The following is a 25,817-nucleotide window of genomic DNA, read 5'->3' on the forward strand; positions in this document are numbered from 1 at the left end:
GGATATTTAGGCACTTTGCTTTTTCACACATCACGCTAGAATGCGCGCCGTAGGGTGCGGATGACCTGTCCGCGCACTTCGATACCCTTTGCTAGGCTTGGCATTGAACAGGCCGATCACGGCGGGGTCAGCTGGTGAAGCAATGCCGGCAGCTCTTTCTTTTTGTCGGGCCCTGCACGGGCCCGCACGGTGCTCGCCAGGCGGTAGGGCGGGCGCCGCTGGCCGCGGGCTACCCGTGGCCCTGGATTTTTCCGGCAGTGGCCGCACCTGGCGCTGTTGGTCTATAACTTATCTGCTTTTCGCAAGTCATGAGGTAGAACATGAGCGACGATGATCTGGAAAACGACGACCTCGAAGTGGGCGACGAAGACGATACCGATGAAGGCCTGGAAGCGGCTGCCGACGACGTTGCCGATGACAGCGGTGACGACAGCCCCGCACCGGTAGCCAAGGGCAAGTCCAAGGCTGCGGTCTCGGTCGACGAAATGCCCAGCATGGAAGCCAAGCAGAAGGAGCGCGACGCGCTCGCCAAGGCGATGGAAGAGTTCCTGTCGCGTGGCGGCAAGGTGCAGGAAGTGGAGGCCAACGTGGTCGCCGATCCGCCCAAGAAGCCAGACAACAAGTACGGTAGCCGTCCTATCTGAGGGGTGCCGTCGAACAGAAGAGCCCGCCGTCGCTGCGGGCTTTTTTGTGGGTGGCGTTATCGGTTGCCGCTGCTGACGCTATGGTGGGGCAGGCCCGCTCCTACAACGATCACCGCAACCCTTGTGGGAGCGGGCTTGACCCGCGATGGGGCCAGCGGGGCTAACGCCAACTGAGCAACAGCTCAGGCAACTGCGACAGGCGCTGGATCTCGGCATCCGGCTGCCCCTCGGCCGTCCACGCCTTGCCCTGCGGGTTGAACCATATCGCGCGCAGGCCGGCCTGCTGGGCCCCGGCGATGTCGTCGCCCGGGTGGTCGCCGATATGCACGGCATTGCCGGCCTCGGCCTGGCCCTGGCGCAATGCTTCGAGAAACGGTTGCGGGTCGGGCTTGCCGATGCCCAGGTCCTCGGCGCACAGGGCGAACCTGAAATAGTCGGCCAGCCCCAGGCGCCTCACGTCGGCATTGCCATTGGTGACCACGCCCAGGGTGTAGCGATGGCGCAGCACCTCCAGCACTGGCTGCACCTCGGGGAAGATATCCACTTGGTGGCGCGCATGCAGGAACACTTCAAAGCCCTCGTTGGCCAGGGCGTGGGCCCTGGCTTCGCTGTAGCCGACGTCGCTCATGGCATGGAACAGCACCTTGCGCCGCAAGGCGCTGATGCGATGCCGCAGGCCCGGCTCGGCCTGCACCAGGCGCTCGCGAATGGCATACAGGTGCTCCACCGGCACCGCGCCCAGGTCGGGTGCATTCGCCGCCAGCCAGTCGCGCAGCACGGCCTCGGCACTGACAATGACCGGGGCGGTGTCCCACAGGGTGTCGTCCAGGTCGAAGGTGATCAGCTGAATGCTCATGAGTCACTGTCCTTGCTGCGTTTGGCCCTTGGGTGGGCGCTGTCATAGACGCTCGCCAGGTGCTGGAAGTCCAGGTGAGTGTAGATCTGCGTGGTGGCGATGTCGGCATGCCCGAGCATTTCCTGCACCGCACGCAGGTCCTGGGACGATTCGAGCAGGTGGCTGGCGAAGGAGTGGCGCAGCATGTGCGGGTGCAGGTTCTGCCCCAGCTCGCGGCTGCCCGCCGCCTGGACCCGCAGCTGGATCGCCCGCGGGCCCAGGCGCCGGCCTTGCTGGCTGACGAACACCGCGTTGTCCTGCGGGGCGCTGATGCCGCGCAGCGCCAGCCACTTTTCCAATGCCTCTCGGGCTTTGCGGCCTACCGGCAGCACGCGGGTCTTGCTGCCCTTGCCATGCACCTGCACCAGGCCGGCTGGCAGGTCGAGCTGATCGAGATCGAGGCTGGTCAGCTCCGACAGGCGCAGGCCCGAGGAGTAGAACAGCTCGAGCATGGCCTGGTCGCGGCGGGCGAGAAAGTCGTCGTCCACCGCGCCTTCGAGCAATTGCAGCGCGCGGTCGGTATCGAGGGTCTTGGGCAGCCGGCGCTCGCCCTTGGGCGCGGCCAGGCCGTTGGCCGGGTCGTGGTCGCACAGGCCTTCGCGGTTCAGGTAGCGGTACAGGCCGCGCACCGCCGAAAGCATGCGCGCCAGGCTGCGCGACGACTGCCCGGCATGGTGCTGGCGCGCCACGAACTGGCGCAGGTGCTGGATCTGCAGGGCGCTCCAGCTGGCGATGCCGGTTTTCTCGCAGTAGGCCAGCACGTTGGCCAGGTCACGCCGGTAGGCCAGCTGGGTATGCTCCGACACCTGGCGCTCGTTGCGCAGGTGCGCGATGAACGCGTCCAGCTGGCGCTCCATCAGCGTACCGGGCGCAGGGTCTGGGTAAAGCGCGGTAGCACGCGGCCGAGCACTTCGGCGATGTAGCTCAGGAACAGGGTGCCGACGCTGCTTTTGTAGTGCTGCGGGTCGTGGCTGGCGATGGCGAGCACGCCATGCAGGCCCTGATAGTCGAGCGCGGCGACGGCACTGGAGCCGACTTCGGGGCGCTGGGCCTCGCCGAACAGGAAGTCCAGCTCGTGGTCGCGCAGGGTGCCGCTGACCGTCTTGCCCGCGCACAGCAGGCCGCCGATGGCCTGTTGTGCTTCGGTCGGGTTGACCCAGCGGCCCACGGGCGCCACGGTATCGCCGAACAGGATCAGGCTCACGAACGGCACCTTGAACTCCTGGCGCAGGCTGTCCTCGACGGCCATCACCACGGCCTCGAGGCTATCGGCGTCGAGCAGGTCGAGGATCAACCGGCGGGTCTTCTCGAACAGCCGGTCGTTGTCGCGGGCCACGTCCATCAGGTGCGAGAGGCGGTGGCGCATCTCGATGTTGCGGTCGCGCAGCAGCTTGAGCTGGCGCTCCACCAGCGACACGCTGTCGCCGCGCTGGTGAGGGACCTGCAGCTCCAGCAGCAGGTCGTCATGCTCGGCGAAGAACGCCGGGTTGGCACGCAGGTAAGCCACCACGTCCTGGGCCCCGACGCTGGGCGTCGAGCCCTGGGCGTCGGAGGCTTCGGGCTCTGCGGTGGGCGTGTGGGGCTGGTCGGTCATGGCTGGTACTCACTCATAGGCGAACCTGTCCTTCATACACGCGTACGGCAGGGCCTGTCATCACTACAGGCCGGCCCGGGCCGCCCCACTCGATGGACAGGCGCCCTCCGGGCAGGTCGATCAGCAGCGGCGAATCCATCCAGCCCTGGCTGATGGCAGCCACCGCCGCGGCGCAGGCACCGGTGCCGCAGGCCTGGGTTTCCCCGGCGCCGCGCTCCCACACGCGCAACTGGGCGCGGTGGCGGTCGATGACCTGGAGGAAGCCGACGTTGACCCGCTGCGGGAAGCGCGGGTGGTTCTCGATCTGCGGGCCGAGGTCGTGCACCGGGGCGCTGTTGATGTCGTCGACGCGCAGCACCGCATGGGGGTTGCCCATCGACACGGCAGCCAGGTTGACCGTGCGACCGGCCACTTCCAGCGGGTAGCTCAGGGCCTGGGCAGGGGCGTCGAAGGGGATCTCGGACGGCACCAGGCGCGGTGGGCCCATGTCGACGCTGATCTGCCCGTCGCCGCGCACATCGAGTTCGATGATGCCGCTCTTGGTCTCGACGCGGATGCGCTTTTTCGCCGTCAGGCGCTTGTCCAGCACGAAGCGCGCGAAGCAGCGCGCACCGTTGCCGCACTGCTCGACCTCGGACCCGTCGGCGTTGAAGATCCGGTAGCGAAAGTCCACGTCCGGATTGCTCGGCGCCTCGACGATCAGCAGTTGGTCGAAACCGATGCCGGTGTGCCGGTCACCCCATTGCTTGGCGTGCTTGGGCAGGATGTGCGCGTGCTGGCTGACCAGGTCGAGGACCATGAAGTCGTTGCCCAGGCCGTGCATCTTGGTAAAACGCAGCAGCATGGGGTCACTCCGGCAGCAGGCTTTCGCCGGCAAACAGCTCGGCCACGGTTTCGCGACGGCGCACTTCGAAGGCCTGATCGGCATCCACCAGTACTTCGGCGCAGCGACCACGGGTGTTGTAGTTCGAACTCATGACGAAACCGTAGGCACCGGCCGAATGCACGGCCAGCAGGTCGCCTTCGGCCAGGTTCAGCGCACGGTCCTTGGCCAGGAAGTCGCCGGTCTCGCAGATCGGGCCGACCACGTCATAGCTGCGCGGCTCGCCATCACGGGGCTGCACGGCGGTCACGTCCATCCAGGCCTGGTACAGCGCCGGGCGGATCAGGTCGTTCATCGCCGCGTCGACGATGGCGAAGTCCTTGTGCTCGGTGTGCTTGAGGTACTCGACGCGGGTCAGCAGCACGCCGGCATTGGCCACGATGTAGCGGCCCGGTTCGAATACCAGCGCCAGGTCGCGGTCGCCCACGCGCTCGCGGATGGCCTTGATGTAGTCGCCGGCCAGTGGCGGCTCTTCGTCGCGATAGCGCACGCCCACGCCGCCGCCCAGGTCCAGGTGGCGCAGGTAGATGCCGCACTCGCCGAGGCGGTCGATCAGCGCCAGCAGGCGGTCGAGGGCATCGAGGAAGGGCTCCAGCGTTGTCAGCTGCGAACCGATGTGGCAGTCGACGCCGACGATTTCCAGGTTCGGCAGCTGCGCGGCGCGCACGTAGACTTCTTCGGCATCGGCAATGGCGATACCGAACTTGTTCTCTTTGAGGCCGGTGGAAATGTACGGGTGGGTGCCGGCATCGACATCCGGGTTGACCCGCAGCGAGATCGGCGCGCGTACGCCCATTTCGGCGGCAACCACCTGCAGGCGCTCCAGCTCGTCGGTGGACTCGACGTTGAAGCAGTGCACGCCCACTTCGAGGGCGCGGCGCATGTCGTCGCGGGTCTTGCCCACGCCGGAGAACACCACACGGTCGGCGCGCCCGCCGGCGGCCAGCACACGCTCCAGTTCACCGCCCGAGACGATGTCGAAACCTGCGCCCAGGCGTGCCAGCACGTTCAGCACGCCGAGGTTGGAGTTGGCTTTTACGGCGAAGCACACGAGGTGCGAAACACCCTGCAATGCATCGGCGTAGCTACGGTACTGGGCTTCGATATGCGCCCGCGAGTACACGTAGGTAGGCGTGCCGAAGCGTTCGGCAATCGCCGACAGCGCCACGCCTTCCGCGAACAGCTCGCCGTCGCGGTAGTTGAAAGCGTCCATGGGGATCCCTTAATCAGTGCTGGTGCGATTGCGACTTTTTGCCGTCTTTGCCGTCTTCAGGCAGGTACAGTGGGCCTTTCTGACCGCAAGCGGAGACGAGGCAGGCAATCGCGACTAGCGCCGCGAGGGAGGAAATCAGGCGCTTCATGGCGAAATCCTTTGAATTTAAGCAGTATTGCGCCCGAGTATACCGAGCGCCCGGCGCCTTGCCTATGTAGCCGCTGCGCCGTCGGACAGGCGCCCGTGCAGGGTGTCGGCTGCGGGCGTTAACCTTTGCATTCGTGGCGCGGCGCTCGTATCTTGCCCGGCTTGCGTGTGTGCAGACATTTTCGAGGTTCTTGCAATGAGTTTGAGCGAAGCGCGTTTTCACGACCTGGTCGACGCGACCCAACAGGCCCTGGAAGACCTGTTCGATGAAACCGACCTGGACCTGGACATGGAGAACTCCGCGGGCGTTCTTACCATCAAGTTCGACAACGGCAGCCAGTTGATCTTCAGCCGCCAGGAGCCGCTGCGCCAGCTGTGGCTGGCCGACAAGTCGGGTGGTTTCCATTTCGACTATGACGAAGCCAGCGGCAAATGGACCTGTGAGAAGACCGAGGAACTGCTCGGCGAGATGCTCGAGCGCATCGTCTGGGAGCGGGTCGGCGAAAAGCTCGACTTCGACGAGATCTGAGATGAGCACTGCTGCCAAACCGGCCAAGCCGCTGTACAGCAATGTCAGCCCGGCGGTGCCGTCGCCCTGCATCAGCCTCTGCCGGCTGGACGAGGCCAAGGTGTGCCTGGGCTGCTTTCGCCATGTCGAGGACATTCGCCAGTGGCGCAGCGCCGACGACCAGCGCCGCCGCGAGATCTGCGCCCAGGCACAGGCACGACGCCAGGCGGCCGGCTAGGCTGCGACGGCGAGCCTCTTGTGTATTTATTGTGCTGTGGTAGTGTCGAGGTTGATCGGCCTGGCCGAAAAACATGCAAACCCCGCCCTTGGGCGGGGTTTTGCTTTATAACGCCCAGCACTTTTACCCATGAACAAGGAGTCTGACTGGATCATGAGCACCAAGCCTTCCCTTATCCTCACCCGATTGGACGTACAGCGTCTCGAGCGTCTGATCGATGGCCTCGATGAAAAGACGCAGGACTCGCCGGGTGTGCTCGCCCTGCAGGACGAGCTGGACCGCGCCGAGCAGGTAGTGAGCCACGAGGAGGTTCCGGCCGGTGTCGTGACCATGAACTCGCGCGTGCATTGCCGCGATGAAGTCAGCGGCAAGGACTACCACCTGACCCTGGTGTACCCGAAGGACGCCGGCGCCGAAGGCACGGTCTCGATCCTGGCGCCGATGGGCAGCGCATTGCTCGGCCTGTCGGTGGGCGAGCAGATCGACTGGCCGGTGCCCGGCGGCAAGACCCTCAAGCTCAAGCTGCTCGAAGTCGAGTACCAGCCCGAAGCCGCAGGCGACTTCGACCTCTGATCAGGCCGCTTCCAGCGCCTGGTTCAGCACCCGCTCCAGTTCCTGCTTGTAGCGCAGGTACAGGATGCTCGAGCCCTGGCCTTCGGCAAGCAGGTCGGACAGGTCCAGGTCGGTGATGTAGCAGCGGTAGCGCTGGGCGTCACGGCGCTGGCCGACGATCTCGCGGGCGACCACCGCATACAGCTGGTCGCCATACTCGAGCTCCGAAAACTCCTTCTGGTTGCAGTACAACGTCACCTGCAGGGCGTCTTCGACGCCTGCCTGGATGATCGCCTGCACTTCGTAGGCGGTGCTGCCCAGCGTGGTGGGCGGTGCCTGGCGCGGCTCCAGCTGGCGTGCCCGGCCGATACCGGGGGGCGACAGCTGATAGTAGAGGATGTCCAGCGCGCCCTGTGCCGGCAGCTCTTCCAGCGGCAGCCGTGCGTTGTGCCGGAACACCACCGATTGCAGAAAGCGCTGCAGCGGCAGCAACAGGCTGCTGTCGTCGTGGTAGGGCAGGCGTTGCTGCCACAGCGCATTGAATTCATCCAGCACGTAGACGTCGGCCCAGTTCTCCTGCACCCGGTAGAACACCTGCAGGCACTGCGGCTGGCCCTGGGGCAGCACCAGCGCAAGGTCGTGGTCTTCCAGCACGTTGGCGTCCAGGTGCAGCGGGGTGTACTCGGCACGTTCCTCGCCCAGGTACGCCAACAGTGCATCCTGACTGTCCAGGCTGACCAGGTTGACCGCCCCGTGGTGCAATTCCAGTACATGGGTGTGCTGCTGCACCTGTATCAGGTAGCGATGCCCCAGGCCTTCGGCAAGCAGCGCCTGAGCGGTGGCGAACACCTCTTCGACCCGCTGGGCGATGGCCTGGGCGCGGTTGTGGCAGAAGCAGCGCACGTTCAGCGTAGGCAGGTGGCCCTTGCTGCCCAGGCTGTTGAGGTAGTCGCGCAGGTTGCGCATCAGGGCGTGCTCGCCGTCATACCGCTGCACCAGCACTTCGTTCCAGCTGTTGAGGGTCACCTGGTCCAGGGTCAGCACCAGGTTCTCGCGCACCCCGGCGTAGCTCAGCGAGTCGGTGCGCTCGGTGGTCATCAGGATGTTGAGGTCGCGGTGATGCTGCAGCGGGTCGATGCCGACGTTGACCAGCAGCAGGATCTCGTCCGCCACGCTCGGTTGCAGCAGGCGCGCCTCGCTGACTTCCTTGAACGGCAGGGCCACGCTCTGCTGCAGGCTGCCCAGCAGGTTGAACAGCTCGTACTCGCTCAGGTCGCTGCTGCCGGGGTTGAGCGCCAGGCGCGTGGTGCTGTCGATCACCCCGTTGCGGTGCGCCCAGGCCAGCAGTTCGAGCAGTTCGCGGCAGCGCTTGAACGGCACGAACTGCTCCCACTCATGGGCGTTCAGGTTGCCGCTGTACAGGCTCCAGTGGGTTTGCCCAGGCTCCTGGCGATTGGGTGCCTGGACCAGGGTCAGGGTGTCTTCGGCCAGGTCCGGGGCGATGCCCGGGTTGATGAACTCGACCTTGCCGGCGCGCCGCTCGAAGGCGGCGTAGAGGCGTCGGCCCAGCACGTTGAGGTCGCGCTGGTCGAGGCGCGTGGCAGCTTGCGGGTTACGTGCGAACTGGCCGAGAAAACGGTAGCTGTGGTTGAGTTCGGCCACCAGGATGCGCCGTTCGGCTTCCACCTGGCGCACCTTCCACTGGCTGCGGCTGTCCAGCAGCATCAGTTTGCGCTCGTCCCAGCCCCACTCGCGGGTCAGGCGCTCGAGCAGATCGCGCTGCCAGCCGCCGCTGCGCTGGCGCGCCAGCAGGCTGATCTTCTTGTTCACCTTCAGGTACAGGCTGCGTCGCACCAGTTCCAGGCGCTGGGCCTCGCCGCGGTGCTGCAGGTACTGCTCGATACGCCGGTACACCATCATGTACGGGTCCAGCTCGTCGAGGTCGAGGCGGTTGGCGAACACCGCTTGCTTGAACTGCAGGCTCAGGCACTGCACGTGCGGATGTTCGCTGGCATACACCTCGGTCAGCAGCAGCTTGAGCAGCGACTTGTAGGGTGACTCGATGCCCTTGAACAGCTGCCACAACCCGGCGCCCACGAACTCGCCGGGCGGGATGTGGGCCAGGTGGCCGAGGTCCAGGTTCTCGTCGGCGCGGATGAAGCGCTTGGACAGCAGGGTCTTGGTGTAATGCGCGTAGCTGCCTTCCTCGTAGACCGGCACCAGCCACCACAGCGGCGTGCGCCCGGCCAGCCACAGCGCGGTGCGGTAGAACTCGTCCAGCAGCAGGTAGTGCTGGGTGGTGCCGCAGTCGTCGGAACTCAGTGCGGTATTGCGCTCGCCGGTGACGAAGCGCTCCGGCTCGATCAGGAACAGGTGCAGTTCGGCGCCCTGGGATGCGGCCCAGACCTCCAGCAACACGCACTTTCTGCGCAGCTCGCTCAGCTCGGCCTCGCTGAGCCCGGGGGCGTGGCACAGCCACACGTCCATGTCGCTTTCATCGGCCTGGGCCAGGGTGCCCAGGCTGCCCATCAGGTACAGCCCCAGCAGCGGGCGCGGTGGCTGGCCGTGGCGCTTGCGGTAGGTGAACGAGCGGGTCAGGCGCTGGGCCTCGGCCAGCGCCTCGTCGTCGGGCTCGTAGCACGAGATGCCCGCCGGAGTGGTGCCCGATACGTAGCCGGGCAGCAGCGGGTGATTGACGTGGAAGAACAGCGCCAGCAGGTTGAGCACCTGCTGCTGGCGGCTCGACAACCCTTCCATGGCGCGTGCCAGTCGACCCTGGTTGATGGCCAGGAAGCGCTTGCGCAACTGGCTGAGCACCTTGCGATCGATGCCTTCGTCGAGGTCGGGTCGAATTTCGTGGGGGTGGTTCATTGCAGGGCTCTAACTGGCCATCACGGGAGCAATGGCGAGTTTAGCCGCTACGGGGCGAGGGGCTGAAATCTATTTGATTTCTGGCGCCATTTTGTCAGCGCCTGACGTATTGACCGGTTGTGGCCTTCGCCGGCAAGGCCGGTTCCTGTACCGATCTGCAGGAGCCGGCCTTGCCGGCGAAGGCTTCAGCGAAGCTCTCAAGCCGGCTCGGCGACCGTGTTCAGGATGATCAGCAACTGCTGTACGTTCTGCGCCGCATCGCGGCCCAGCGGGGTCAGGTAGCCGCCGTCTTCCTGGGTGATCAGTTCCTTGGAGAACAGGCGCTTGGCGGCGGCAATCGCCTGGGGTGCTGCGGTGGCATGGACTTTCAGTCCTTCCTGCGTGCTGTCCAGGTTGAACAGCGCGAGTATTTCCAGTTCGGCAATCAGCTCGGGGGTAAACGACATAGATACTCCGGACTTTCCTGAAGTGGAGGGCAGCACCCTTGCAGGGGTACATGAAGTTGCAGTGTAGCCACGCCAGCCGGTAATTGCTTCAGTCCTTTTCGGGTGGCAACTCAGGCAACGCACGCAGGGCGGTTTCGTACCACTGCGTATCGAACGCTCGGTCGTCCTCGAGCATGGCGTCGATCTCGCAGGCCAGCACGTGGGCCATCAGGTTGAGGATGTCCTCGCGCTCATAGCCCACCAGCGTCAGCTTGTTGAACGTGGCCTTGGCCGCTGGCGGGTTGTCGTTCTCGATCTGGTTCTCGATGGCCTGGATCAGGGTCGATTCGGCGAACGCTTCTTCGTCATTGTCGATATCGGTGGGCTCGCTCATGGGCGCTCTCCTCGGAATGGGCATCCAGTTTGCCATGCAGTGCACGCCAATGCCTGGCTATCGAGCAACTGCATGATGCTGGTCAGTGCCTGCGGTAGCGTCTATAAAGGCCAGGCCAACCCCTTTCGGCCTGGAGGCATGTTTCATGCTCAAGCTTCACGGTTTTGCAGTCAGCAACTACTACAACATGGTCAAACTGGCGCTGCTGGAAAAGGGCGTGCCCTTCGAAGAGGTGCTGTTTTTCGGCGGCCCCGGCCCCGCATCACTGAAGATCAGCCCCTGCGGCAAGGTGCCGGTGCTGGAGACCGAGCACGGCTTTCTCAGTGAGACCAACCTGATCCTTGACTATATCGAGCAGACCCAGCCCGGCAAGGCGCTGCTGCCCGAGGGCGTGTTCGCCCAGGCCAAGGTGCGCGAACTGGCCAAGGAGATCGAGCTGTACATCGAGCTGCCGGCCCGAGCCTGCTACCCCGAGGCGTTCTTCGGTGCCCAGGTGGACCCGGCCATCAAGCAAAAGGCCAAGGCCGAGCTGCTGGCGGGTCTTGCCGCCCTCAAGCGCAACGGTGCCTTCGCTCCCTATGTGGCGGGCGAGCAGATGACCCTGGCGGACATCCTGTTCTGCTACAGCGTCGACCTGGCGTATGCGGTGGGCAAGAAGGTGTTCGACATGGATGTGCTGGCGGACTTCCCGCAGGCCAAGGCCCTGCTCGAACACTTCAAGCAGAACCCCAACGTGCAGAGAAACGCCGCAGACAAGGAAGCCCAGATGCCGGCCTTCCTCGAGATGGTGCGTACCGGCAAGCGCTGACTTCAGCGCAGCCAGGCCCGCCAGGCGGGCCTGGCGAATGCCTCAGCGGCTGGCCAGCAGCGCCTGGCCGCGGGCCACGGCTGCACGTACCTGGGCCGGTGCGGTGCCGCCGATGTGGTTGCGCGCGTTCACCGAGCCTTCCAGGGTCAGCACGGCAAACACGTCCTGCTCGATCTGGTCGCTGAACTGGCGCAGTTCATCCAGGCTCATCTCGGCCAGGTCCTTGCCGGTGTCCACGCCGTACTTCACCGCGTGGCCGACGATCTCGTGGCAATCACGGAACGGCAGGCCGCGGCGTACCAGGTAATCAGCCAGGTCGGTGGCGGTGGAGAACCCGCGCAGCGCGGCTTCGCGCATGATCGCGTGCTTTGGCTTGATCGCCGGGATCATGTCGGCAAATGCCCGCAGCGAATCGCGCAGGGTATCGGCGGCATCGAACAGCGGTTCCTTGTCTTCCTGGTTGTCCTTGTTGTAGGCCAGCGGCTGGCCCTTCATCAGGGTCAGCAGGCCGGTCAGGGCGCCGAACACGCGGCCGGTCTTGCCGCGTACCAGCTCGGGGACGTCGGGGTTCTTTTTCTGCGGCATGATCGAGCTGCCGGTGCAGAAGCGGTCCGGCAGGTCGATGAACTGGAACTGCGCGCTGGTCCACAGCACCAGCTCTTCGGAAAAGCGCGACAGGTGCATCATCGCGATGCTGGCCGCCGCGCAGAATTCGATGGCGAAGTCACGGTCGGACACGCCGTCCAGCGAGTTGCCGCCCACCGCTTCGAAGCCCAGCAGCGAGCAGGTCAGTTCACGGTCGATCGGGTAGGTGGTACCGGCCAGTGCGGCGCTGCCCAACGGCATGCGGTTGGTGCGCTTGCGGCAGTCCACCAGGCGCTCGTAGTCGCGGCTGAGCATTTCGAACCAGGCCAGCAGATGATGCCCGAAGGTCACCGGCTGGGCGGTCTGCAGGTGGGTGAAGCCCGGCATGATGGTGTCGGCTTCGCGCTCGGCCTGCTCCAGCAGGCCTTTTTGCAGGCGGGTGATCTCGGCCAGGATCAGGTCGATCTCGTCGCGCAGCCACAGGCGGATGTCGGTGGCCACCTGGTCGTTGCGGCTGCGCCCGGTGTGCAGCTTCTTGCCGGTGATGCCGATGCGGTCGGTCAGGCGTGCCTCGATGTTCATGTGCACGTCTTCGAGGTCGATGCGCCAGTCGAAGTTGCCGGCCTCGATTTCGCCCTGGATGGTGGTCAGGCCGTCGATGATGCTGTCGCGCTCGGCATCGGTGAGCACGCCGACCTTGGCCAGCATGGTGGCGTGGGCGATCGAACCCATGATGTCGTGGCGGTACAGGCGCTGGTCGAAGGTGACGGAGGCGGTGAAGCGGGCGACGAAGGCGTCGACCGGCTCGCTGAAACGGCCGCCCCAGGACTGGTTGGTCTTGTCGGTGCTCATGGATTCACTCGTGTAAGGCGTGAACGGAAAAAGTGGCGCAGATGATAGCAGGGTTGCCGGGGCTCACGGGGCTCGGCGGTCGGCGCAACTGCGGGTTTGTGTCGCAGCCGGGGGCCACGACAGGGGCGATGCAAAAGGATATTTATCGATTGAACGGCAGCGTGCCTGCAACCGTCTACAGTTGGACAGAGGATTGGCAGGTTTCGCCCTCCCAGTGAATCTTTAGCCCTCGTGCGAGTCTGAGCGTGGATCGCCGTGACGGTCGTCACTTCACCTGTCTACGCTATCCTTGTGCGAGACTCACGCAGGAATCCAGCGCTATATGAATGTCCTGATCGTTGATGACGAACCCCAAGCCCGGGAACGCCTGAGCCGAATGCTCGGCGAGCTGGAGGGCTATACCGTGCTGGAGCCCAGCGCCACCAATGGCGAAGAGGCCCTGGCATTGATCGACAGCCTCAAGCCCGAGGTGGTCCTGCTCGACATCCGCATGCCCGGCATGGACGGGCTGCAGGTGGCGGCCCGGTTGTGCGAGCGCGAAGCGCCACCGGCCGTGGTGTTCTGTACGGGGGATGACGAATTCACCGTGCAGGCGTTCAAGGACAGCACCCTGGGCCATCTGCTCAAGCCGGTTCAGGCCGATGCCCTGCGCGACGCGCTGCGCAAGGCCGAGCGCCCGAACCGCGTGCAGCTGGCGGCGTTGACCCGCCCCGGCGCCGAAAGCGGCAACGGGCCGCGCAGCCACATCAGCGCCAGGACCCGCAAGGGCATCGAGCTGATTCCCATCGACCAGGTGATCTACTTCATCGCCGATCACAAGTACGTGACCTTGCGTCATGAGGGCGGCGAGGTGCTGCTGGACGAACCGCTCAAGGCTCTGGAAGACGAGTTCGGCGAGCGCTTCGTGCGTATCCACCGCAACGCGCTGGTGGCCCGCGACCGTATCGAACGCCTGCAGCGCACGCCGCTGGGGCATTTCCAGCTTTTTCTCAAGGGCCTCAATGGCGATGCCCTGATTGTCAGCCGCCGCCATGTGGCCGGCGTACGCAAGATGATGCAGCAGCTTTAGGGCGGGGCGGGAGCACTGCTTGACCAGGGACGGTCGACCCCTCCACTGACATAGATCTGCTAGCAGCCCGGATTGAGCTGTTATCATCCCGCGCATCTATCTCGTACGGATCGATCCATGTCCACTCGTGAAATCCGCATTGCCACGCGCAAAAGTGCCCTTGCCCTGTGGCAGGCCGACTATGTAAAAGCCCGCCTCGAACAGGCACACCCCGGCCTGGTGGTGACCCTGGTGCCGATGGTCAGCCGCGGCGACAAGCTGCTCGACTCGCCACTGTCGAAGATCGGCGGCAAGGGCCTGTTCGTCAAGGAGCTGGAAACCGCGCTGCTGGAGCAGGAAGCCGACATCGCCGTGCACTCGATGAAAGACGTGCCGATGGACTTCCCCGAAGGCCTGGGCCTGTTCTGCATCTGCGAACGCGAAGACCCGCGCGATGCCTTTGTCTCCAACACCTATGCCAGCCTCGATGCACTGCCGGCAGGCGCCATTGTCGGCACCTCCAGCCTGCGTCGCCAGGCGCAGTTGCTGACCCGCCGCCCCGACCTCGAGATCCGCTTCCTGCGCGGCAACGTCAACACCCGCCTGGCCAAGCTCGATGCCGGCGAGTACGACGCGATCATCCTGGCGGCTGCCGGTTTGATCCGCCTCGGTTTCGAAGACCGCATCACCGCCAGCATCAGCGTCGACGACAGCCTGCCAGCCGGTGGCCAGGGCGCGGTAGGCATCGAGTGCCGCACCACCGACGCCGAAATCCATGCCTTGCTCGCGCCGCTGCACCACGCCGATACGGCTGACCGCGTGGTGGCCGAACGAGCCATGAACAAGCACCTCAACGGCGGCTGCCAGGTACCGATCGCCTGTTACGCCGTGCTCGAGGGCGAGCAGCTGTGGTTGCGCGGCCTGGTGGGCGAACCGGCCGGCGGCCTGTTGCTCAGCGCCGAGGCACGTGCACCGCGCGCAGACGCGGATGCACTGGGTGTACGCGTCGCCGAAGACCTGCTGAACCAGGGCGCCGAAGACATTCTCAAGGCGGTGTATGGCGAGGCCGGCCACCCGTGAACGGCTGGCGCCTGCTGCTGACCCGGCCGGCCGACGACTGCGCGGCACTGGCCGCGACCCTGGCCCAGGCCGGGGTGTTCGGCAGCAGCCTGCCGCTGCTCGAGATCGAAGCGCTGCCGGTGACCGATGCGCAGCGCAGCACCGTGCTCGGCCTGGCCGACTATGCTGCGGTCATCGTGGTCAGCAAGCCGGCAGCCCGGCTCGGCCTGGCCCTGCTCGACCAGTACTGGCCCCGCACGCCGGCCCTGCCGTGGTTCACGGTGGGGGCGGCTACCGCCGCGATCCTGCAGGCCCATGGCTGCGAAGTGCACTTCCCGCCACTGGGGGATGACAGCGAAGCCCTGCTGCAACTGACCCGGCTGCAGGAAGTTTTCGCACAGCCCCAGCCGCGCTTTCTGATCATGCGCGGCGAAGACGGTCGCGAGCTGTTGGCCGAGCGATTGACCGCGCAGGGTGCTAGTGTCGATTATCTGCCCCTGTACCGCCGCTGCCTGCCCGAGTACCCGGTCGGCACGCTGATGCGACGCATCGATGCGGAACGCCTGAACGGCGTGGTGGTCAGCAGTGGGCAGGGTCTTGAACACCTGCGCCAGCTGGCTGGCAGCGACTGGTCGCGACTGGCCGCGTGGCCGCTGTTCGTGCCGAGCCCGCGTGTTGCCGAGCAGGCCCGCGCCGCTGGCGCACAGAATGTAGTGGATTGCCGTGGTGCCAGTGCCACGGCTTTGCTGGCGGCGTTGCAGGAAACCCCTGCGCCCGCCTCCTAAGGCGCTAAGCTGTCTGGCGAGGTGCCCCAATGCAAAGGATGGATACGTGAGCGAAACTGCCTTGCCCAACGATGATCTGCAGCCGGCGCCAGAAGCGCCCGCGCAAACGCCCGCCGCCCCTGCCAAGCGGGCCGGCACCGGTCTGGCACTGTTCGCCCTGCTGCTGGGTGCGGCAGGTGTCGCAATCGGTGGCTGGGGTGTCTGGCAGGTGCGCCACCTGCAGGGCGCCAACCAGCTCCAGAGCGAACAATTGCAGGCCTTGAATGCCCAGGCCCAGGCCTTGCAGCAGGGCGAGCAGCGACTGTCGTCACGCCTGGCCGACCTGCCACCGGCCGCCGAGCTCGAAGAGCGCCGGCGCCTGGTGGCGCAATTGCAGGGCGACCAGCAACGTCTGAGCCAGCGTCTGGAGACCGTGCTCGGTGCCAGCCGCAAGGACTGGCGCCTGGCCGAGGCCGAGCACCTGCTGCGCCTGGCCAGCCTGCGCCTGTCGGCATTGCAGGACATCACCAGCGCTCGGGCGCTGGTCGAAGGCGCCGACCAGATCCTGCGCGAGCAGAGCGACCCGGCCTCGTTCGCTGCCCGCGAACAGCTGGCACGCAGCCTGGCCACCCTGAACAGCGTCAAGCAACCAGACCGCACCGGGCTGTTCCTCAAGCTGGCCGCGCTGCGCGAGCAGGTAGTGCAGCTCACCGCCATGGCCCCCGAATTCGAAGAAGGCGGCGAACCGCTGTTCGGCCTGGCTGCCGACGGCGACGGTGCCAGCCGCTGGTCACAGTGGTGGGCGCAGCTGTCGCGCTACTTCCGTATCGATTTCAATGCCGACAAGAACGTCAAGCCGTTGCTGGCCGGCCAGGCCCTGAACCAGGTGCGCCTGGCCCTGAGCCTGACCCTGGAGCAGGCGCAGTGGGCCGCGCTCAACGGCGAGCCGAAGGTCTATGCCCAGGCGCTGGATGAAGCGCGCAGCGTGCTGCTGGCCAACTTCAACCACGACAACGAGCAGAGCCAGTCGATGCTCGAACAGCTCAACGCGGTGGCGAACGAGCCGGTGTCGGTAGTGACGCCGGACCTGGCCGACAGCCTCGGTGCGGTCCAGGCCTACCTCGAGCGTCGCCACCTGCCCGCCGAAGAATCGATCACGCGCCAGCCGGCGGCACAAGGTCATGAGGAGGGCACCCCATGAAACGTGCCTACCTGTGGGTGGTGGTGGCGATCGTCGCCGCGACCCTGCTGGGTATCGCCGTGGCCCGGCATAGCGGATACGTGCTGATCGCCTACGACAGCTTCCGCTACGAGTCGAGCCTGTGGGCGACCCTGGCCCTGCTGCTGGCCGTGGTGCTCGTGGTGCTGATGGTGCGCTTCGTGCTGGGCCTGGTGTTCACCTCGGGCGGGGTGGTCAACCCATGGTCGCGGCGCAACCGCAGCCGGCGTACACGCCTGGCCATCGAGCAGGGGCAACTGGACCTGGCCGAGGGCCGCTGGGCCAGTGCCCAGCGCCATCTGCATCGCGCTGCCGAGGCCGAACGCCAGCCGCTGCTCTATTACCTCGGGGCGGCCCGCGCTGCCAACGAACTGGGGCGCACCGAGGACAGCGACAACCTGCTGGAACGTGCCCTGGAACGCCAGCCGCAAGCCGAGCTGGCCATCGCCCTGACCCACGCGCAGTTGCAGGTCGACCGCGGTGACACCGAGGCAGCGTTGGTGACCCTGCAGGCGATGCACGAGCGCCACCCGCACAACGTGCAGGTGCTGCGCCAGTTGCAGCGTCTGTACCAGCAGCGTGGCGACTGGAGCGCGGTGATCCGCCTGCTGCCGGAGCTGCGCAAGGACAAGGTGTTGTCTGCCGCGGAACTGGCCGAGCTGGAGCGGCGGGCCTGGGGCGAAAACCTGAGCCTGGCCGCACGCCGCGAGCAGGACGACCAGACCGCACAGCAGTCCCTTGAACGTGCCTGGCAGCAACTGACCTCGGCACAACGCCAGGAGCCGCAACTGGTGCTGGCGTATGCCGAGCAACTGCGCCAGCTGGGCGCCGAAAGCGACGCCGAGAAGGTCCTGCGTACGGCCCTGCAGCGCGAATACGAAAGCCACCTGGCCCGGCTGTACGGGCTGGTGCGAGGCGGCGACCCGGCGCGTCAGTTGCAGACGGCCGAGGGCTGGCTCAAGCAGCACCCGGACGATCCCAGCCTGTTGCTGACCCTGGGTCGTCTGAGCCTGCAGAATCGTCTGTGGGGCAAGGCGCGCGACTACTTCGAAGACAGCCTGCGCCGGCAGCGCAACCCTGAGGCCTGCGCCGAGCTGGCCCGTCTGCTGGCCGGCCTGGGCGACACCGAGCGCAGCAACCAGCTGTTTCAGGAGGGCCTGGGCCTGTTGGATGAGCGCCTGCTGGCCTTGCCTCTGCCTGAAGCCGTCCGGGCCTGACGTCGTACGGGTTTAGCCCCAGGTTAAACCCGTACTGTTTGGCTGGTTGCGGGGGTGGGTAACTTTTCGCTGAGTTACAGAGGAAATATCCACCTCAACTCTTCGACACTTCCCTTATGTTTCAGCGATTTATCGCGCCTGTCGTGCCTTGAAACAAGGCTCGATTTTCCTCTACCGTTGTTACATGTCTTTCCCGCACCTGGACTTGCCATGCCATTGGCCTGTTTGCGCTCATTGTTCTCCCTGGCTTTCGTCGCGTCGTTACTGATTCTCGCCGGTGCGTTTTACCTCGAATTCACCAAAGGGCTGGTGCCTTGCCCGCTGTGCCAGAGCCAGCGTGTATTGCTGGTTGTGTTTGCCGGTGTCTGCCTGGCCGCGCGCCTGCATGCACCGGGTCAGCCGGGTGCGCGTCGCTATGCGGCTGCGGCGTTGGGCCTGGCGCTGGGGGGCGGCTTGCTGGCGGTGCGCCAGATCTGGTTGCAGGGCAGCGGGGTGGCGGCGGGTGAGGCCTGCTCGATGCCCCTCGGTGCGCTCATCGAGCAAGGCAGCCTTGCCGACGTGCTGCACGCCATGCTGCTCGGTTCGGCCGATTGCGCTTCGATCACCTGGAGCTTTCTGGACCTGAGCCTGCCGGAGTGGAGCCTCCTGGCCTTCCTGCTGCTGGCGGCGCTGGCGTTGGCGCGGCTGCTGTACGTGCAGCCAGCGGCCACGGGCAAGTCATTGAAACCCTGACGCTTGCCGGCGGGGGCCAGGCAATCGACCGATGGCCGCGGGTGCGGCGATTAAACACTTGTATGAAACTTGTCGCCTGCGTACCTTGAAGGCAAGGGCGCGCGGGAATAATCTCCCTTGCACGCATACCCAAAACACTGCTGCTCGATGCCGTTCTGCTGCTTTCTCCCTTTGTTGTGCATACCTCGCACGACGGGGCGCAGCGGCATGACCCAGAAGGGAAGACACCGCCATGTTAGATAGTTGTCAGAATGCTCAGGAACGCTGGGGTGGGGTTCACAAGCTGATTGACCGCTGGCTGGACGAGCGGGCCGAACTGGTCACGGCCTTTCGCGCATTGCGCGATGCCAAACCGGCCTTTGCGGACAAGGACAAGAACCTCGGCTTCTGCGCGATACTGGTCGATTACGTCTCCGCCTGGCACTTCGAGGTCAGTGAGCAGTTGGTGGCTGAAGCCAAGGCGTTCGGAGATGACAAGGGCCTGGAACTGGCGAAGCAGATCAGCCCTCGTATCAGTGCCATTACCGATATCGCGTCGGCTTTCAACGATCACTGCGACAAGGGCAACTGTACCGACCAGGAGCGCTTCGCCAAGAAGCTCAGCGAGCTGGGCAGCCTGCTCCACGAGCGCTTCGAGCTTGAGGATTGCCTGATCGAAGTGCTGCACAACGCGCACAAGGAAGAAGAGGCCGTTCAGGCCTGATTCCTGTCTCCTCCGTTGCCGACATTCAGTCGGCAACCCCCAGTAGTTCGATCTCGAAGATCAGTGGCGTGAATGGCGGAATCAGATCGCCTGCGCCATCGGCTCCGTAGGACTTGGCCGACGGAATCACCACACGCCATTTCGCCCCGACAGCCATCTGTGGCAACGCCACCTGCCAGCCCTCGATCACACTCTTGAGGCTGAACCACTGCGGTTGTTCGCTCTGGTCGAACACGCTGCCATCGGGCAGCTTGCCGACGTAGCGTACCTGCACCCGGCCATCGGCCCTGGGTGAGGCACCATTGCCCTTGACCAGTTCGGTCACCAGTACGCCTTCGGGTAGTTCTCGTACTCCGGCACGGGCGCGTTCGGTGGCCATGAAACGGGTTTCCACCGCCATCAGCATTTCCACCTGCGACTGCTCGGCGGCCTCGCTGGCCTGGGCCTCGTGCTGGCTGAGAATCGCTTCGCGCCGTGCCTGGCTGATTGCCAGGGGCTTGTTCGCGTAGGCCTGTTGCAACCCCTGGATCAAGGCATCGAGCTCCAGCTCGGGCATCTCGTTGCGCAACCGTTCACCCAGGCTGGCGCCGACGCTATAGGACAGGTCGTGAGCACTTGCCGGTGGCTCGGTGGTGTCTGCGAATGCGCAGGGCAGGGCGAGCAGCAAGGGCAATAACAGGTAGCGTGGCACAGGCTCACTCCAGGTGGTTTGAGTGCATGGTGAGGGTCGGATGAATCTTTGCATAGAGCAAATTCCGACAGCCTTTTTAACAGCATCTACACTTGTGCGCAGCTGCAGCCATAACAACTTTGCCCAGGCATGCAACGCGGCGTCCTACTTACTGTCAACATGCCCTAGCGGCGGTAGCAGCAGAAGGTCTAGTATGAGCCGCATTCTCGTCAGCCAGGAGGTAAGCCATGTCGGCCAGTAAGAAGCCAGTCAGTACGCCATTACACCTGCTACATCAACTCTCGGGCAGTTTGCTCGAGCATCTGGAAAGTGCCTGCTCGCAAGCACTGGCTGATGCTGAAAAACTGTTGGCCAAGTTGGAAAAACAACGGGGCAAGGCGCAGGAAAAACTTCACAAGTCGCGTCTCAAACTTCAGGACGCTGCGGTCGCCGGCAAGAACAAGGCGCAGAACAAGGCCAAGGGCGCCGTAGGCGAACTGGAAACCCTGCTCGATTCGCTCAAGGATCGCCAGTCGCAAACCCGCCTGTACATCGTGCAGCTCAAGCGTGATGCGCAGGAAAGCCTGAAGCTCGCCCAAGGCGTCGGCAAGGTGCAGGAAGCAGCGTCCAAGGCCCTGACCTCGCGTTCGGCCAAGGCTGCTCCGGTAGCGTCCAAGTCGGCCACCAAGGCCCCGGCCCGCAAGGCTGCAGCCAAGCCAGCCGCTACCAAAGCCGCCGCCAAGCCAGCGGCCAAAACTGCCGCGGCCAAGCCAGCCGCTGCCAAGGCTCCGGCCAAGCCAGCTGCCAAACCTGCAGCCGCCAAGGCTCCGGCAAGGTCTGCTGCCAAACCCGCAGCCGCCAAGGCCCCCGCCAAGCCAGCTGCCAAACCTGCCGCTGCCAAGGCGCCCGCCAAGCCAGCTGCCAAACCTGCTGCGGCCAAGGCGCCTGCCAAACCTGCAGCCGCCAAGCCAGCTGCCAAACCCGCCGCTGCCAAGGCTCCGGCCAAGCCAGCTGCCAAGCCTGCTGCTGCCAAGGCCCCTGCCAAGCCCGCCGCTACCCGCGCACCCGCCAAGCCGGCCGCCAAACCCGCAGCTGCCAAACCGGCGACTTCGGCACCTGCTGCGGCCACCACGGCCGCACCGGCTGCTTCGCCTGCCGCTGCACCCGTGACGACCCCAGTGACTCAGTCGCCCTCGACTGCTTCCTGATCCGCCACCGCCACCGCCACGACGCGCAGCACCTGCAGCGCGTCGTGGTGCCGGGTGCCCTGGGGGGCCAGCACGGCCAGCCAGTCACCTGCCACACCCTGATTCATCCAGCCTTCGCTAGCCTGTTGCAGACGCGCCAGCAATGTTCGCTCCGCCTCCAGTTCCAGTGCCTTGACCTGCCCGCGCAAGTGCGCCAGCTGCGGGTCGTGCTGCGCGTCTGCACGCCATTGCCGGCGCAGTTGACGCAGCGGTGTCACCACATGCTGCTGCCAGGCAGCGGCCAGCTGTTGCAGGTGCTGTACGCGCTCGGGGGTCACCCCGGCCCTGCCGGCTTCAAGCCACGCCCCGCACAGTAGAAGGCACACATCGGCCCCTTCGTCCTGCAAGGCCAGGCAGGCAGCCTCCACGCCCGGCCGGGCGTACAGGTGCAGAGCGAAATTCCACAGGTCGGTGTGCATGGTCCTACTCGCGCCAGTTGCCATCGAAGCTGGTAGACTCCGCGGCCATTATGATCAGACTTTCGAACCTCACTTTACAGCGTGGTCCCCAGCGCCTGCTAGAAGGCGCCGAGTTGACCCTGCACGCCGGCCAGAAAGCCGGCCTGATCGGTGCCAACGGCGCCGGCAAATCCAGCCTGTTCGCCTTGCTGCGCGGTGAGCTCACGCCCGATTCGGGCGAATGCCAGCTGCCCGGCGACTGGCGCATCGCGCACATGCGCCAGGAGGTCGATACCCTCGATCGCCTGGCGGTGGACTACGTGCTCGATGGCGACGTGCGCCTGCGCGAGGTACAGGCTGCGCTCGCAGCCGCCGAGGCCGCGCACGACAACAATGCCCTGGCCCGCCTGCATGTGGAGCTCGACAGCGCCGACGGTTATACCGCCGACGCCCGTGCCCGCAAGCTGCTGGCCGGCCTGGGCTTCAGCAACGAACAGATGGACCGGCGCGTCGGCGACTTCTCCGGCGGCTGGCGCATGCGCCTGAACCTGGCCCAGGCACTGATGTGCCCCAGCGACCTGCTGCTGCTCGACGAGCCCACCAACCACCTGGACCTGGATGCGATCCTGTGGCTTGAAGACTGGCTCAAGAGCTACCCCGGCACGCTGCTGCTGATTTCCCACGACCGCGATTTCCTGGATGCCGTGGTCGACCACGTGGCACACGTGGAACAGTGCAAGCTGACCCTCTACCGCGGCGGCTACAGCGCCTTCGAGCGCGCCCGTGCCGAACGCCTGGCGCAACAGCAGCAGGCGTACGAGAAGCAGCAGGCGCAACGCGCCCACATGGAAAAGTACATCGCCCGGTTCAAGGCCCAGGCCACCAAGGCGCGCCAGGCACAAAGCCGCATCAAGGCACTGGAGCGCATGGAGGAGCTTTCGGCGGCGCATGTCGACTCGCCGTTCGACTTCACCTTCCGCGAGTCCGAGAAGATCTCCAGCCCGCTGCTCGACCTTGCCGAAGCCCGCCTGGGCTATGGCGAAAAGACCGTGCTGGAGAAGGTCAAGCTGCAGCTCACCCCGGGTGCGCGCATCGGCCTGCTGGGCCCCAACGGCGCCGGCAAGTCGACCCTGATCAAGAACCTGGCCGGCGAGCTGGAGCCGCTGGCCGGACGCCTGGTGCGCGGCGAGAACCTGGTGGTGGGCTACTTTGCCCAGCACCAGCTCGATTCGCTGGACAGCAAGGCCAGCCCCCTGCTGCACCTGCAGCGCCTGGCCCCCACCGAGCGCGAGCAGACCCTGCGCGACTTCCTCGGCGGTTTCGATTTTCGCGGTGCGCGCATCGACGAGCCGGTGCTGAACTTCTCCGGCGGCGAAAAGGCCCGCCTGGCCCTGGCGCTGATTGCCTGGGAGCGGCCCAACCTGCTGCTGCTCGACGAACCGACCAACCACCTGGACCTGGAGATGCGCCTGGCACTGACCATGGCCCTGCAGGAGTTCAGTGGCGCGGTACTGGTGGTGTCCCACGACCGTCACCTGCTCAAGAGCACCACCGACGACTTCCTGCTGGTGGCAGACGGCAAGGTCGAGACCTTCGATGGCGACCTCGACGACTACACCCGCTGGCTGGTCGAGTATCGTCAGCGCAATGCCCCGGTCAGCACCACACCGGTCAACCCCGACAAGACCGACAAGAAGGCCCAGCGCCAGGCTGCGGCGGCGTTGCGCCAGCAACTGGCCCCGCACAAGCGCCAGGCCGACAAGCTCGAAGCCGAGCTGGCCAAGTTGCATGAAGAGCTGGCCGGGGTCGATGCCAGCCTGAGCGACAGCGCGCTGTATGAAGCGGCGCGCAAGGACGAGCTGCGCGAGCTGCTGGCCCGCCAGGCCAAGCTGAAGGTGCGCGAAGGCGAGCTGGAAGAAGCCTGGATGCAAGCGCTCGAAGTGCTTGAAAGCATGCAGGCCGAGCTGGAGGCGTTGTCCTGATGGAGTCGATGCAGGGATTGCTGCCGGTCGAGTGGATCGGCCCCTTCTGGATGGGCCTGCAGATACTGCTGATCCTGGTCGCGGCGTACCTGCTGCAACGCCTGGTGGCGCGCTGCCTGACTCGCCTGAGCGAGCGTTACCCGTTGCCGCCGGAGCTGATGGTGCCGCTGCGCGGCGGCTTGCGCTGGCTGATCATGGGCAGCGCGCTGATCTTCGTGCTGGAGCGCCTGGGTGTTTCGGCCACGGTGCTGTGGACGGCCCTGTCGGGCTTTGTCGCGGTGGCGGCGGTGGCCTTCTTCGCGATGTGGAGCGTACTGTCCAACCTGCTCTGCGCGGTGCTGATCTTCACCGTGGGGCCGTTTCGCATCGGCGACGTTGTCGAGCTGGTCGAGACCCTCGACAAGCCGGGGGTCAAGGGCCGCGTGACCGCGATCAACCTGCTGTTCACCACCCTGGTCGAACTGCCCGAGGCGGGCGGCGCACTGGTGCAGGTGCCCAACAGCCAGTTCTTCCAGAAGAGCGTGCGCCGCTGGCGCGGTTCGGACGGCCTGGCCGTGGTAAGCGAAAGCCCGAAACCCGGGGCCTGAACACCGGCTGCAAAAAAATGTGGTGATTTTTTCAGCGGCGCATTAGCGTGGAACCCTTGAACAAGGGTCCGGGCCGAGGTGTGTGATGTCGCTGGAAACGTGGTTGGCTTTTTTTGCTGCCTGTTGGGTAATCAGTCTTTCGCCGGGGGCGGGGGCCATTGCGTCCATGTCCTGCGGTCTGCAGTACGGCTTCTGGCGCGGCTACTGGAACGCGCTGGGCCTGCAGCTGGGGCTGGTGATGCAGATCGCGATCATTGCCGCCGGCGTGGGCGCGGTACTCACTGCCTCGGCTACCGCGTTCCAGGTCATCAAATGGTTTGGCGTTGCCTACCTGATCTACCTGGCCGTGAAACAGTGGCGAGCGCTGCCGGCAGACCTGGCCGACGACTCGACGGTACGCCCCATCGGCAAGCCGCTGAGCCTGGTGTTCCGTGGTTTTCTGGTCAACGTCAGCAACCCCAAGGCGCTGATCTTCATGCTTGCGGTGCTGCCGCAGTTCATCAATCCGCATGCCGAGCTGCTGCCGCAGTACCTGACGATCGCCGGCACCATGGTGGCGGTGGACCTGCTGGTGATGGCGGGTTATACCGGGTTGGCGGCGCGGGTGCTGCGCCTGTTGCGCACGCCCCGGCAGCAGCGGCGCATGAACCGCACGTTTGCCGGGTTGTTCCTGGGTGCGGCGACATTGCTGGCGACCATTCGCCGGGCGCCGGTCTAAGACCGGAAGGCTGCGCCTTCCATCGCGGGTCACCACTGTTCTTGTGGGAGCCGGCGTTGCCGGCGAAGAGGCCAGCACAGACACCCAATAAAAAAGGCGACCCGAAGGTCGCCTTTTGCATGCTCAGCGCAAGATCTGCGCCGGTTCATCCGGCGGCAGGTTGTTGCGCATCGGCGCACGTTCCTGATCCGGCATCACACCCACCAGCTGCTCCTTGAGCTGTCTGGCCACATCCATGCCCAGTTCCTTGGACACTTCACGCACCACCCGCGGACGGTTCAGGCTGACCCGCACGTCCTGGCTGTTCACCAGCTTGGTGTCCTGGCCTTCACCCATGGCGGTGAACGCCGAGGTGATCTCGTAGGTACGGGTGTTGATCAGGCTGAAATCGGCCACCAGGGTCAGGCCCAGGATCGCCGAGTAGCTGTTGGTGTTGTCGATCGAGGTGATATCGCGCTGGAAGTCGATATCCGACAGGGTGCCGAACAGTACGTAGTCGGCGCCCTTGTAGTTGCCCGCCTTGATCCGCGCGATCACGTCATACACGTCCTGCTTGGCCTTGGCCGTGTACGGCGTGCCCTGCACCAGCTGGAACATGCCGGACTTGAGGATCTCGCCCTTGATGTCACCGCTGAACTTGCGCAGCTCGGTCTGCTCGATGTAGCTCTGGCTGCTTTCGAACTCGCTGTAGCTGGACGACGCGTTGGCGTGGTACATGCTCGCATTCGAGTTGCTGCTCGCCGAGACCATGTGGATGTACTGCTCCACGCGCTCCTGATAAGCCAGGTCGGTGACCGCTACCTTGGGGGCCGCTTGCACGCCGAACGCGCAAGCCAGGCCGATGATGCCCATCCATGCACGCAT

Annotated in this window: 28 protein-coding genes and 2 pseudogenes; 17 read left to right on the forward strand and 13 right to left on the reverse strand. The window is 65.4% G+C overall.

Going from position 1 to position 25,817, the window contains the following annotated elements; all coding sequences use genetic code 11:
• Window positions 1–320 precede the first annotated feature (320 nt).
• The gene (gene sutA / locus V9K84_RS22690; RefSeq protein WP_043863351.1) at window positions 321–644 is read left to right on the forward strand and encodes a transcriptional regulator SutA; all 324 of its coding nucleotides are present in this window, start codon (window positions 321–323) and stop codon (window positions 642–644) included.
• Window positions 645–804: 160 nt separating this feature from the next.
• Here the strand turns inward: sutA and V9K84_RS22695 are convergent, their stop codons facing one another.
• From V9K84_RS22695 to V9K84_RS22720, 6 genes and pseudogenes are all read right to left on the reverse strand, one after another.
• The gene (locus V9K84_RS22695; protein WP_043863355.1) at window positions 805–1,500 is read right to left on the reverse strand and encodes an HAD-IA family hydrolase; all 696 of its coding nucleotides are present in this window, start codon (window positions 1,498–1,500) and stop codon (window positions 805–807) included.
• Window positions 1,497–2,396, reverse strand: a complete 900-nt coding sequence (gene xerC / locus V9K84_RS22700; protein ID WP_078480655.1) for a tyrosine recombinase XerC — start codon at window positions 2,394–2,396, stop codon at window positions 1,497–1,499. Before xerC ends, V9K84_RS22695 begins: the two co-directional genes overlap by 4 nt.
• Window positions 2,396–3,133, reverse strand: a complete 738-nt coding sequence (locus tag V9K84_RS22705; RefSeq protein WP_088514612.1) for a DUF484 family protein — start codon at window positions 3,131–3,133, stop codon at window positions 2,396–2,398. Before V9K84_RS22705 ends, xerC begins: the two co-directional genes overlap by 1 nt.
• 13 nt (window positions 3,134–3,146) lie before the next feature.
• The gene (gene dapF, locus V9K84_RS22710) at window positions 3,147–3,977 is read right to left on the reverse strand and encodes a diaminopimelate epimerase (RefSeq protein WP_058541735.1); all 831 of its coding nucleotides are present in this window, start codon (window positions 3,975–3,977) and stop codon (window positions 3,147–3,149) included.
• A 4-nt stretch (window positions 3,978–3,981) separates the two neighbouring features.
• Window positions 3,982–5,229: a diaminopimelate decarboxylase gene (gene lysA, locus V9K84_RS22715; RefSeq protein ID WP_043863359.1), complete on the reverse strand. Its 1,248-nt coding sequence runs from the start codon at window positions 5,227–5,229 to the stop codon at window positions 3,982–3,984.
• A gap of 16 nt (window positions 5,230–5,245) precedes the next feature.
• Window positions 5,246–5,377, reverse strand: a pseudogene (locus V9K84_RS22720) (lipoprotein); the annotation flags it as partial.
• 195 nt (window positions 5,378–5,572) lie between these two features.
• Between V9K84_RS22720 and cyaY the strand changes: the two are divergent.
• The 3 genes from cyaY to rnk all read left to right on the forward strand — a co-directional run bounded on the left by cyaY (window position 5,573) and on the right by rnk (window position 6,695).
• Window positions 5,573–5,905, forward strand: a complete 333-nt coding sequence (gene cyaY, locus V9K84_RS22725) for an iron donor protein CyaY (protein ID WP_043863361.1) — start codon at window positions 5,573–5,575, stop codon at window positions 5,903–5,905.
• Between the two features lies 1 nt (window position 5,906).
• Window positions 5,907–6,122, forward strand: coding sequence for a DUF1289 domain-containing protein (locus V9K84_RS22730; RefSeq protein ID WP_054915485.1), 216 nt, complete (start codon window positions 5,907–5,909; stop codon window positions 6,120–6,122).
• A 153-nt stretch (window positions 6,123–6,275) separates the two neighbouring features.
• Entirely contained in the window at window positions 6,276–6,695 is a 420-nt protein-coding gene (rnk, locus tag V9K84_RS22735; protein WP_043863363.1) for a nucleoside diphosphate kinase regulator, read from the forward strand.
• Here the strand turns inward: rnk and V9K84_RS22740 are convergent, their stop codons facing one another.
• The 3 genes from V9K84_RS22740 to V9K84_RS22750 all read right to left on the reverse strand — a co-directional run bounded on the left by V9K84_RS22740 (window position 6,696) and on the right by V9K84_RS22750 (window position 10,364).
• Window positions 6,696–9,545, reverse strand: coding sequence for a class I adenylate cyclase (locus V9K84_RS22740; RefSeq protein WP_088514613.1), 2,850 nt, complete (start codon window positions 9,543–9,545; stop codon window positions 6,696–6,698).
• A 197-nt stretch (window positions 9,546–9,742) separates the two neighbouring features.
• Window positions 9,743–9,991, reverse strand: coding sequence for a TIGR02647 family protein (locus V9K84_RS22745; protein WP_043863365.1), 249 nt, complete (start codon window positions 9,989–9,991; stop codon window positions 9,743–9,745).
• Window positions 9,992–10,079: 88 nt separating this feature from the next.
• Window positions 10,080–10,364 (reverse strand): hypothetical protein, encoded by a 285-nt coding sequence (locus V9K84_RS22750; RefSeq protein WP_043863366.1) that lies wholly within the window; start codon window positions 10,362–10,364, stop codon window positions 10,080–10,082.
• Window positions 10,365–10,509: 145 nt separating this feature from the next.
• Here V9K84_RS22750 and V9K84_RS22755 point away from each other — a divergent pair, with 145 nt between their 5' ends.
• A complete protein-coding gene (locus V9K84_RS22755) occupies window positions 10,510–11,172 on the forward strand; it encodes a glutathione S-transferase (RefSeq protein ID WP_043863367.1) in 663 nt (220 codons plus the stop codon).
• A 42-nt stretch (window positions 11,173–11,214) separates the two neighbouring features.
• On the opposite strand, the gene argH is transcribed toward V9K84_RS22755, so the two are convergent.
• Window positions 11,215–12,609 carry an argininosuccinate lyase gene (argH, locus tag V9K84_RS22760; protein WP_043863368.1) on the reverse strand — a complete coding sequence of 465 codons (1,395 nt, stop codon included), beginning with the start codon at window positions 12,607–12,609 and terminating at the stop codon, window positions 11,215–11,217.
• Between the two features lie 218 nt (window positions 12,610–12,827).
• Between argH and V9K84_RS22765 the strand changes: the two are divergent.
• The 8 genes and pseudogenes from V9K84_RS22765 to V9K84_RS22800 form a co-directional block, all read left to right on the forward strand.
• Window positions 12,828–12,935: pseudogene (locus tag V9K84_RS22765) on the forward strand (sensor histidine kinase); the annotation flags it as partial.
• Window positions 12,932–13,678 carry a LytTR family DNA-binding domain-containing protein gene (locus tag V9K84_RS22770; RefSeq protein ID WP_043863369.1) on the forward strand — a complete coding sequence of 249 codons (747 nt, stop codon included), beginning with the start codon at window positions 12,932–12,934 and terminating at the stop codon, window positions 13,676–13,678. The pseudogene V9K84_RS22765 and the gene V9K84_RS22770, both read left to right, overlap by 4 nt.
• 117 nt (window positions 13,679–13,795) lie before the next feature.
• Window positions 13,796–14,737, forward strand: a complete 942-nt coding sequence (hemC, locus tag V9K84_RS22775) for a hydroxymethylbilane synthase (protein ID WP_043863370.1) — start codon at window positions 13,796–13,798, stop codon at window positions 14,735–14,737.
• Window positions 14,734–15,501 carry a uroporphyrinogen-III synthase gene (locus tag V9K84_RS22780; protein ID WP_058541739.1) on the forward strand — a complete coding sequence of 256 codons (768 nt, stop codon included), beginning with the start codon at window positions 14,734–14,736 and terminating at the stop codon, window positions 15,499–15,501. The genes hemC and V9K84_RS22780 overlap by 4 nt, the downstream gene beginning before the upstream one ends.
• A gap of 46 nt (window positions 15,502–15,547) precedes the next feature.
• A complete protein-coding gene (locus V9K84_RS22785; RefSeq protein WP_043863372.1) occupies window positions 15,548–16,681 on the forward strand; it encodes a uroporphyrinogen-III C-methyltransferase in 1,134 nt (377 codons plus the stop codon).
• A complete protein-coding gene (locus V9K84_RS22790) occupies window positions 16,678–17,916 on the forward strand; it encodes a heme biosynthesis HemY N-terminal domain-containing protein (protein WP_058541740.1) in 1,239 nt (412 codons plus the stop codon). The genes V9K84_RS22785 and V9K84_RS22790 overlap by 4 nt, the downstream gene beginning before the upstream one ends.
• Before the next feature lie 210 nt (window positions 17,917–18,126).
• On the forward strand, window positions 18,127–18,648 hold the full coding sequence (locus V9K84_RS22795) for a disulfide bond formation protein B (RefSeq protein ID WP_043863374.1): 522 nt from the start codon (window positions 18,127–18,129) through the stop codon (window positions 18,646–18,648).
• Between the two features lie 232 nt (window positions 18,649–18,880).
• Entirely contained in the window at window positions 18,881–19,351 is a 471-nt protein-coding gene (locus V9K84_RS22800) for an Rsd/AlgQ family anti-sigma factor (protein ID WP_043863375.1), read from the forward strand.
• A 25-nt stretch (window positions 19,352–19,376) separates the two neighbouring features.
• Here the strand turns inward: V9K84_RS22800 and V9K84_RS22805 are convergent, their stop codons facing one another.
• A complete protein-coding gene (locus tag V9K84_RS22805; RefSeq protein WP_088514614.1) occupies window positions 19,377–20,042 on the reverse strand; it encodes an FKBP-type peptidyl-prolyl cis-trans isomerase in 666 nt (221 codons plus the stop codon).
• A gap of 227 nt (window positions 20,043–20,269) precedes the next feature.
• Between V9K84_RS22805 and V9K84_RS22810 the strand changes: the two genes are divergently transcribed.
• Window positions 20,270–21,229, forward strand: coding sequence for an AlgP family protein (locus V9K84_RS22810; RefSeq protein WP_088514615.1), 960 nt, complete (start codon window positions 20,270–20,272; stop codon window positions 21,227–21,229).
• On the opposite strand, the gene V9K84_RS22815 is transcribed toward V9K84_RS22810, so the two are convergent.
• Window positions 21,205–21,687, reverse strand: a complete 483-nt coding sequence (locus V9K84_RS22815) for a TIGR02444 family protein (protein WP_088514616.1) — start codon at window positions 21,685–21,687, stop codon at window positions 21,205–21,207. The two genes, V9K84_RS22810 and V9K84_RS22815, sit on opposite strands and share 25 nt — an antisense overlap.
• 50 nt (window positions 21,688–21,737) lie before the next feature.
• Here V9K84_RS22815 and V9K84_RS22820 point away from each other — a divergent pair, with 50 nt between their 5' ends.
• The 3 genes from V9K84_RS22820 (at window position 21,738) to V9K84_RS22830 (ending at window position 24,953) form a co-directional block, all read left to right on the forward strand.
• Window positions 21,738–23,648, forward strand: coding sequence for an ATP-binding cassette domain-containing protein (locus tag V9K84_RS22820; RefSeq protein WP_043863378.1), 1,911 nt, complete (start codon window positions 21,738–21,740; stop codon window positions 23,646–23,648).
• Complete coding sequence (locus V9K84_RS22825; protein ID WP_043863379.1) at window positions 23,648–24,235, forward strand: mechanosensitive ion channel family protein; 588 nt, start codon at window positions 23,648–23,650, stop codon at window positions 24,233–24,235. Before V9K84_RS22820 ends, V9K84_RS22825 begins: the two co-directional genes overlap by 1 nt.
• A gap of 85 nt (window positions 24,236–24,320) precedes the next feature.
• A complete protein-coding gene (locus tag V9K84_RS22830) occupies window positions 24,321–24,953 on the forward strand; it encodes a LysE family transporter (protein ID WP_088514617.1) in 633 nt (210 codons plus the stop codon).
• A 123-nt stretch (window positions 24,954–25,076) separates the two neighbouring features.
• Here the strand turns inward: V9K84_RS22830 and V9K84_RS22835 are convergent, their stop codons facing one another.
• Window positions 25,077–25,817 (reverse strand): hypothetical protein, encoded by a 741-nt coding sequence (locus tag V9K84_RS22835; RefSeq protein WP_043863381.1) that lies wholly within the window; start codon window positions 25,815–25,817, stop codon window positions 25,077–25,079.

The organism is Pseudomonas sp. AE27, assembly GCF_037113495.1.
Taxonomy (GTDB): domain Bacteria; phylum Pseudomonadota; class Gammaproteobacteria; order Pseudomonadales; family Pseudomonadaceae; genus Aquipseudomonas; species Aquipseudomonas palmensis.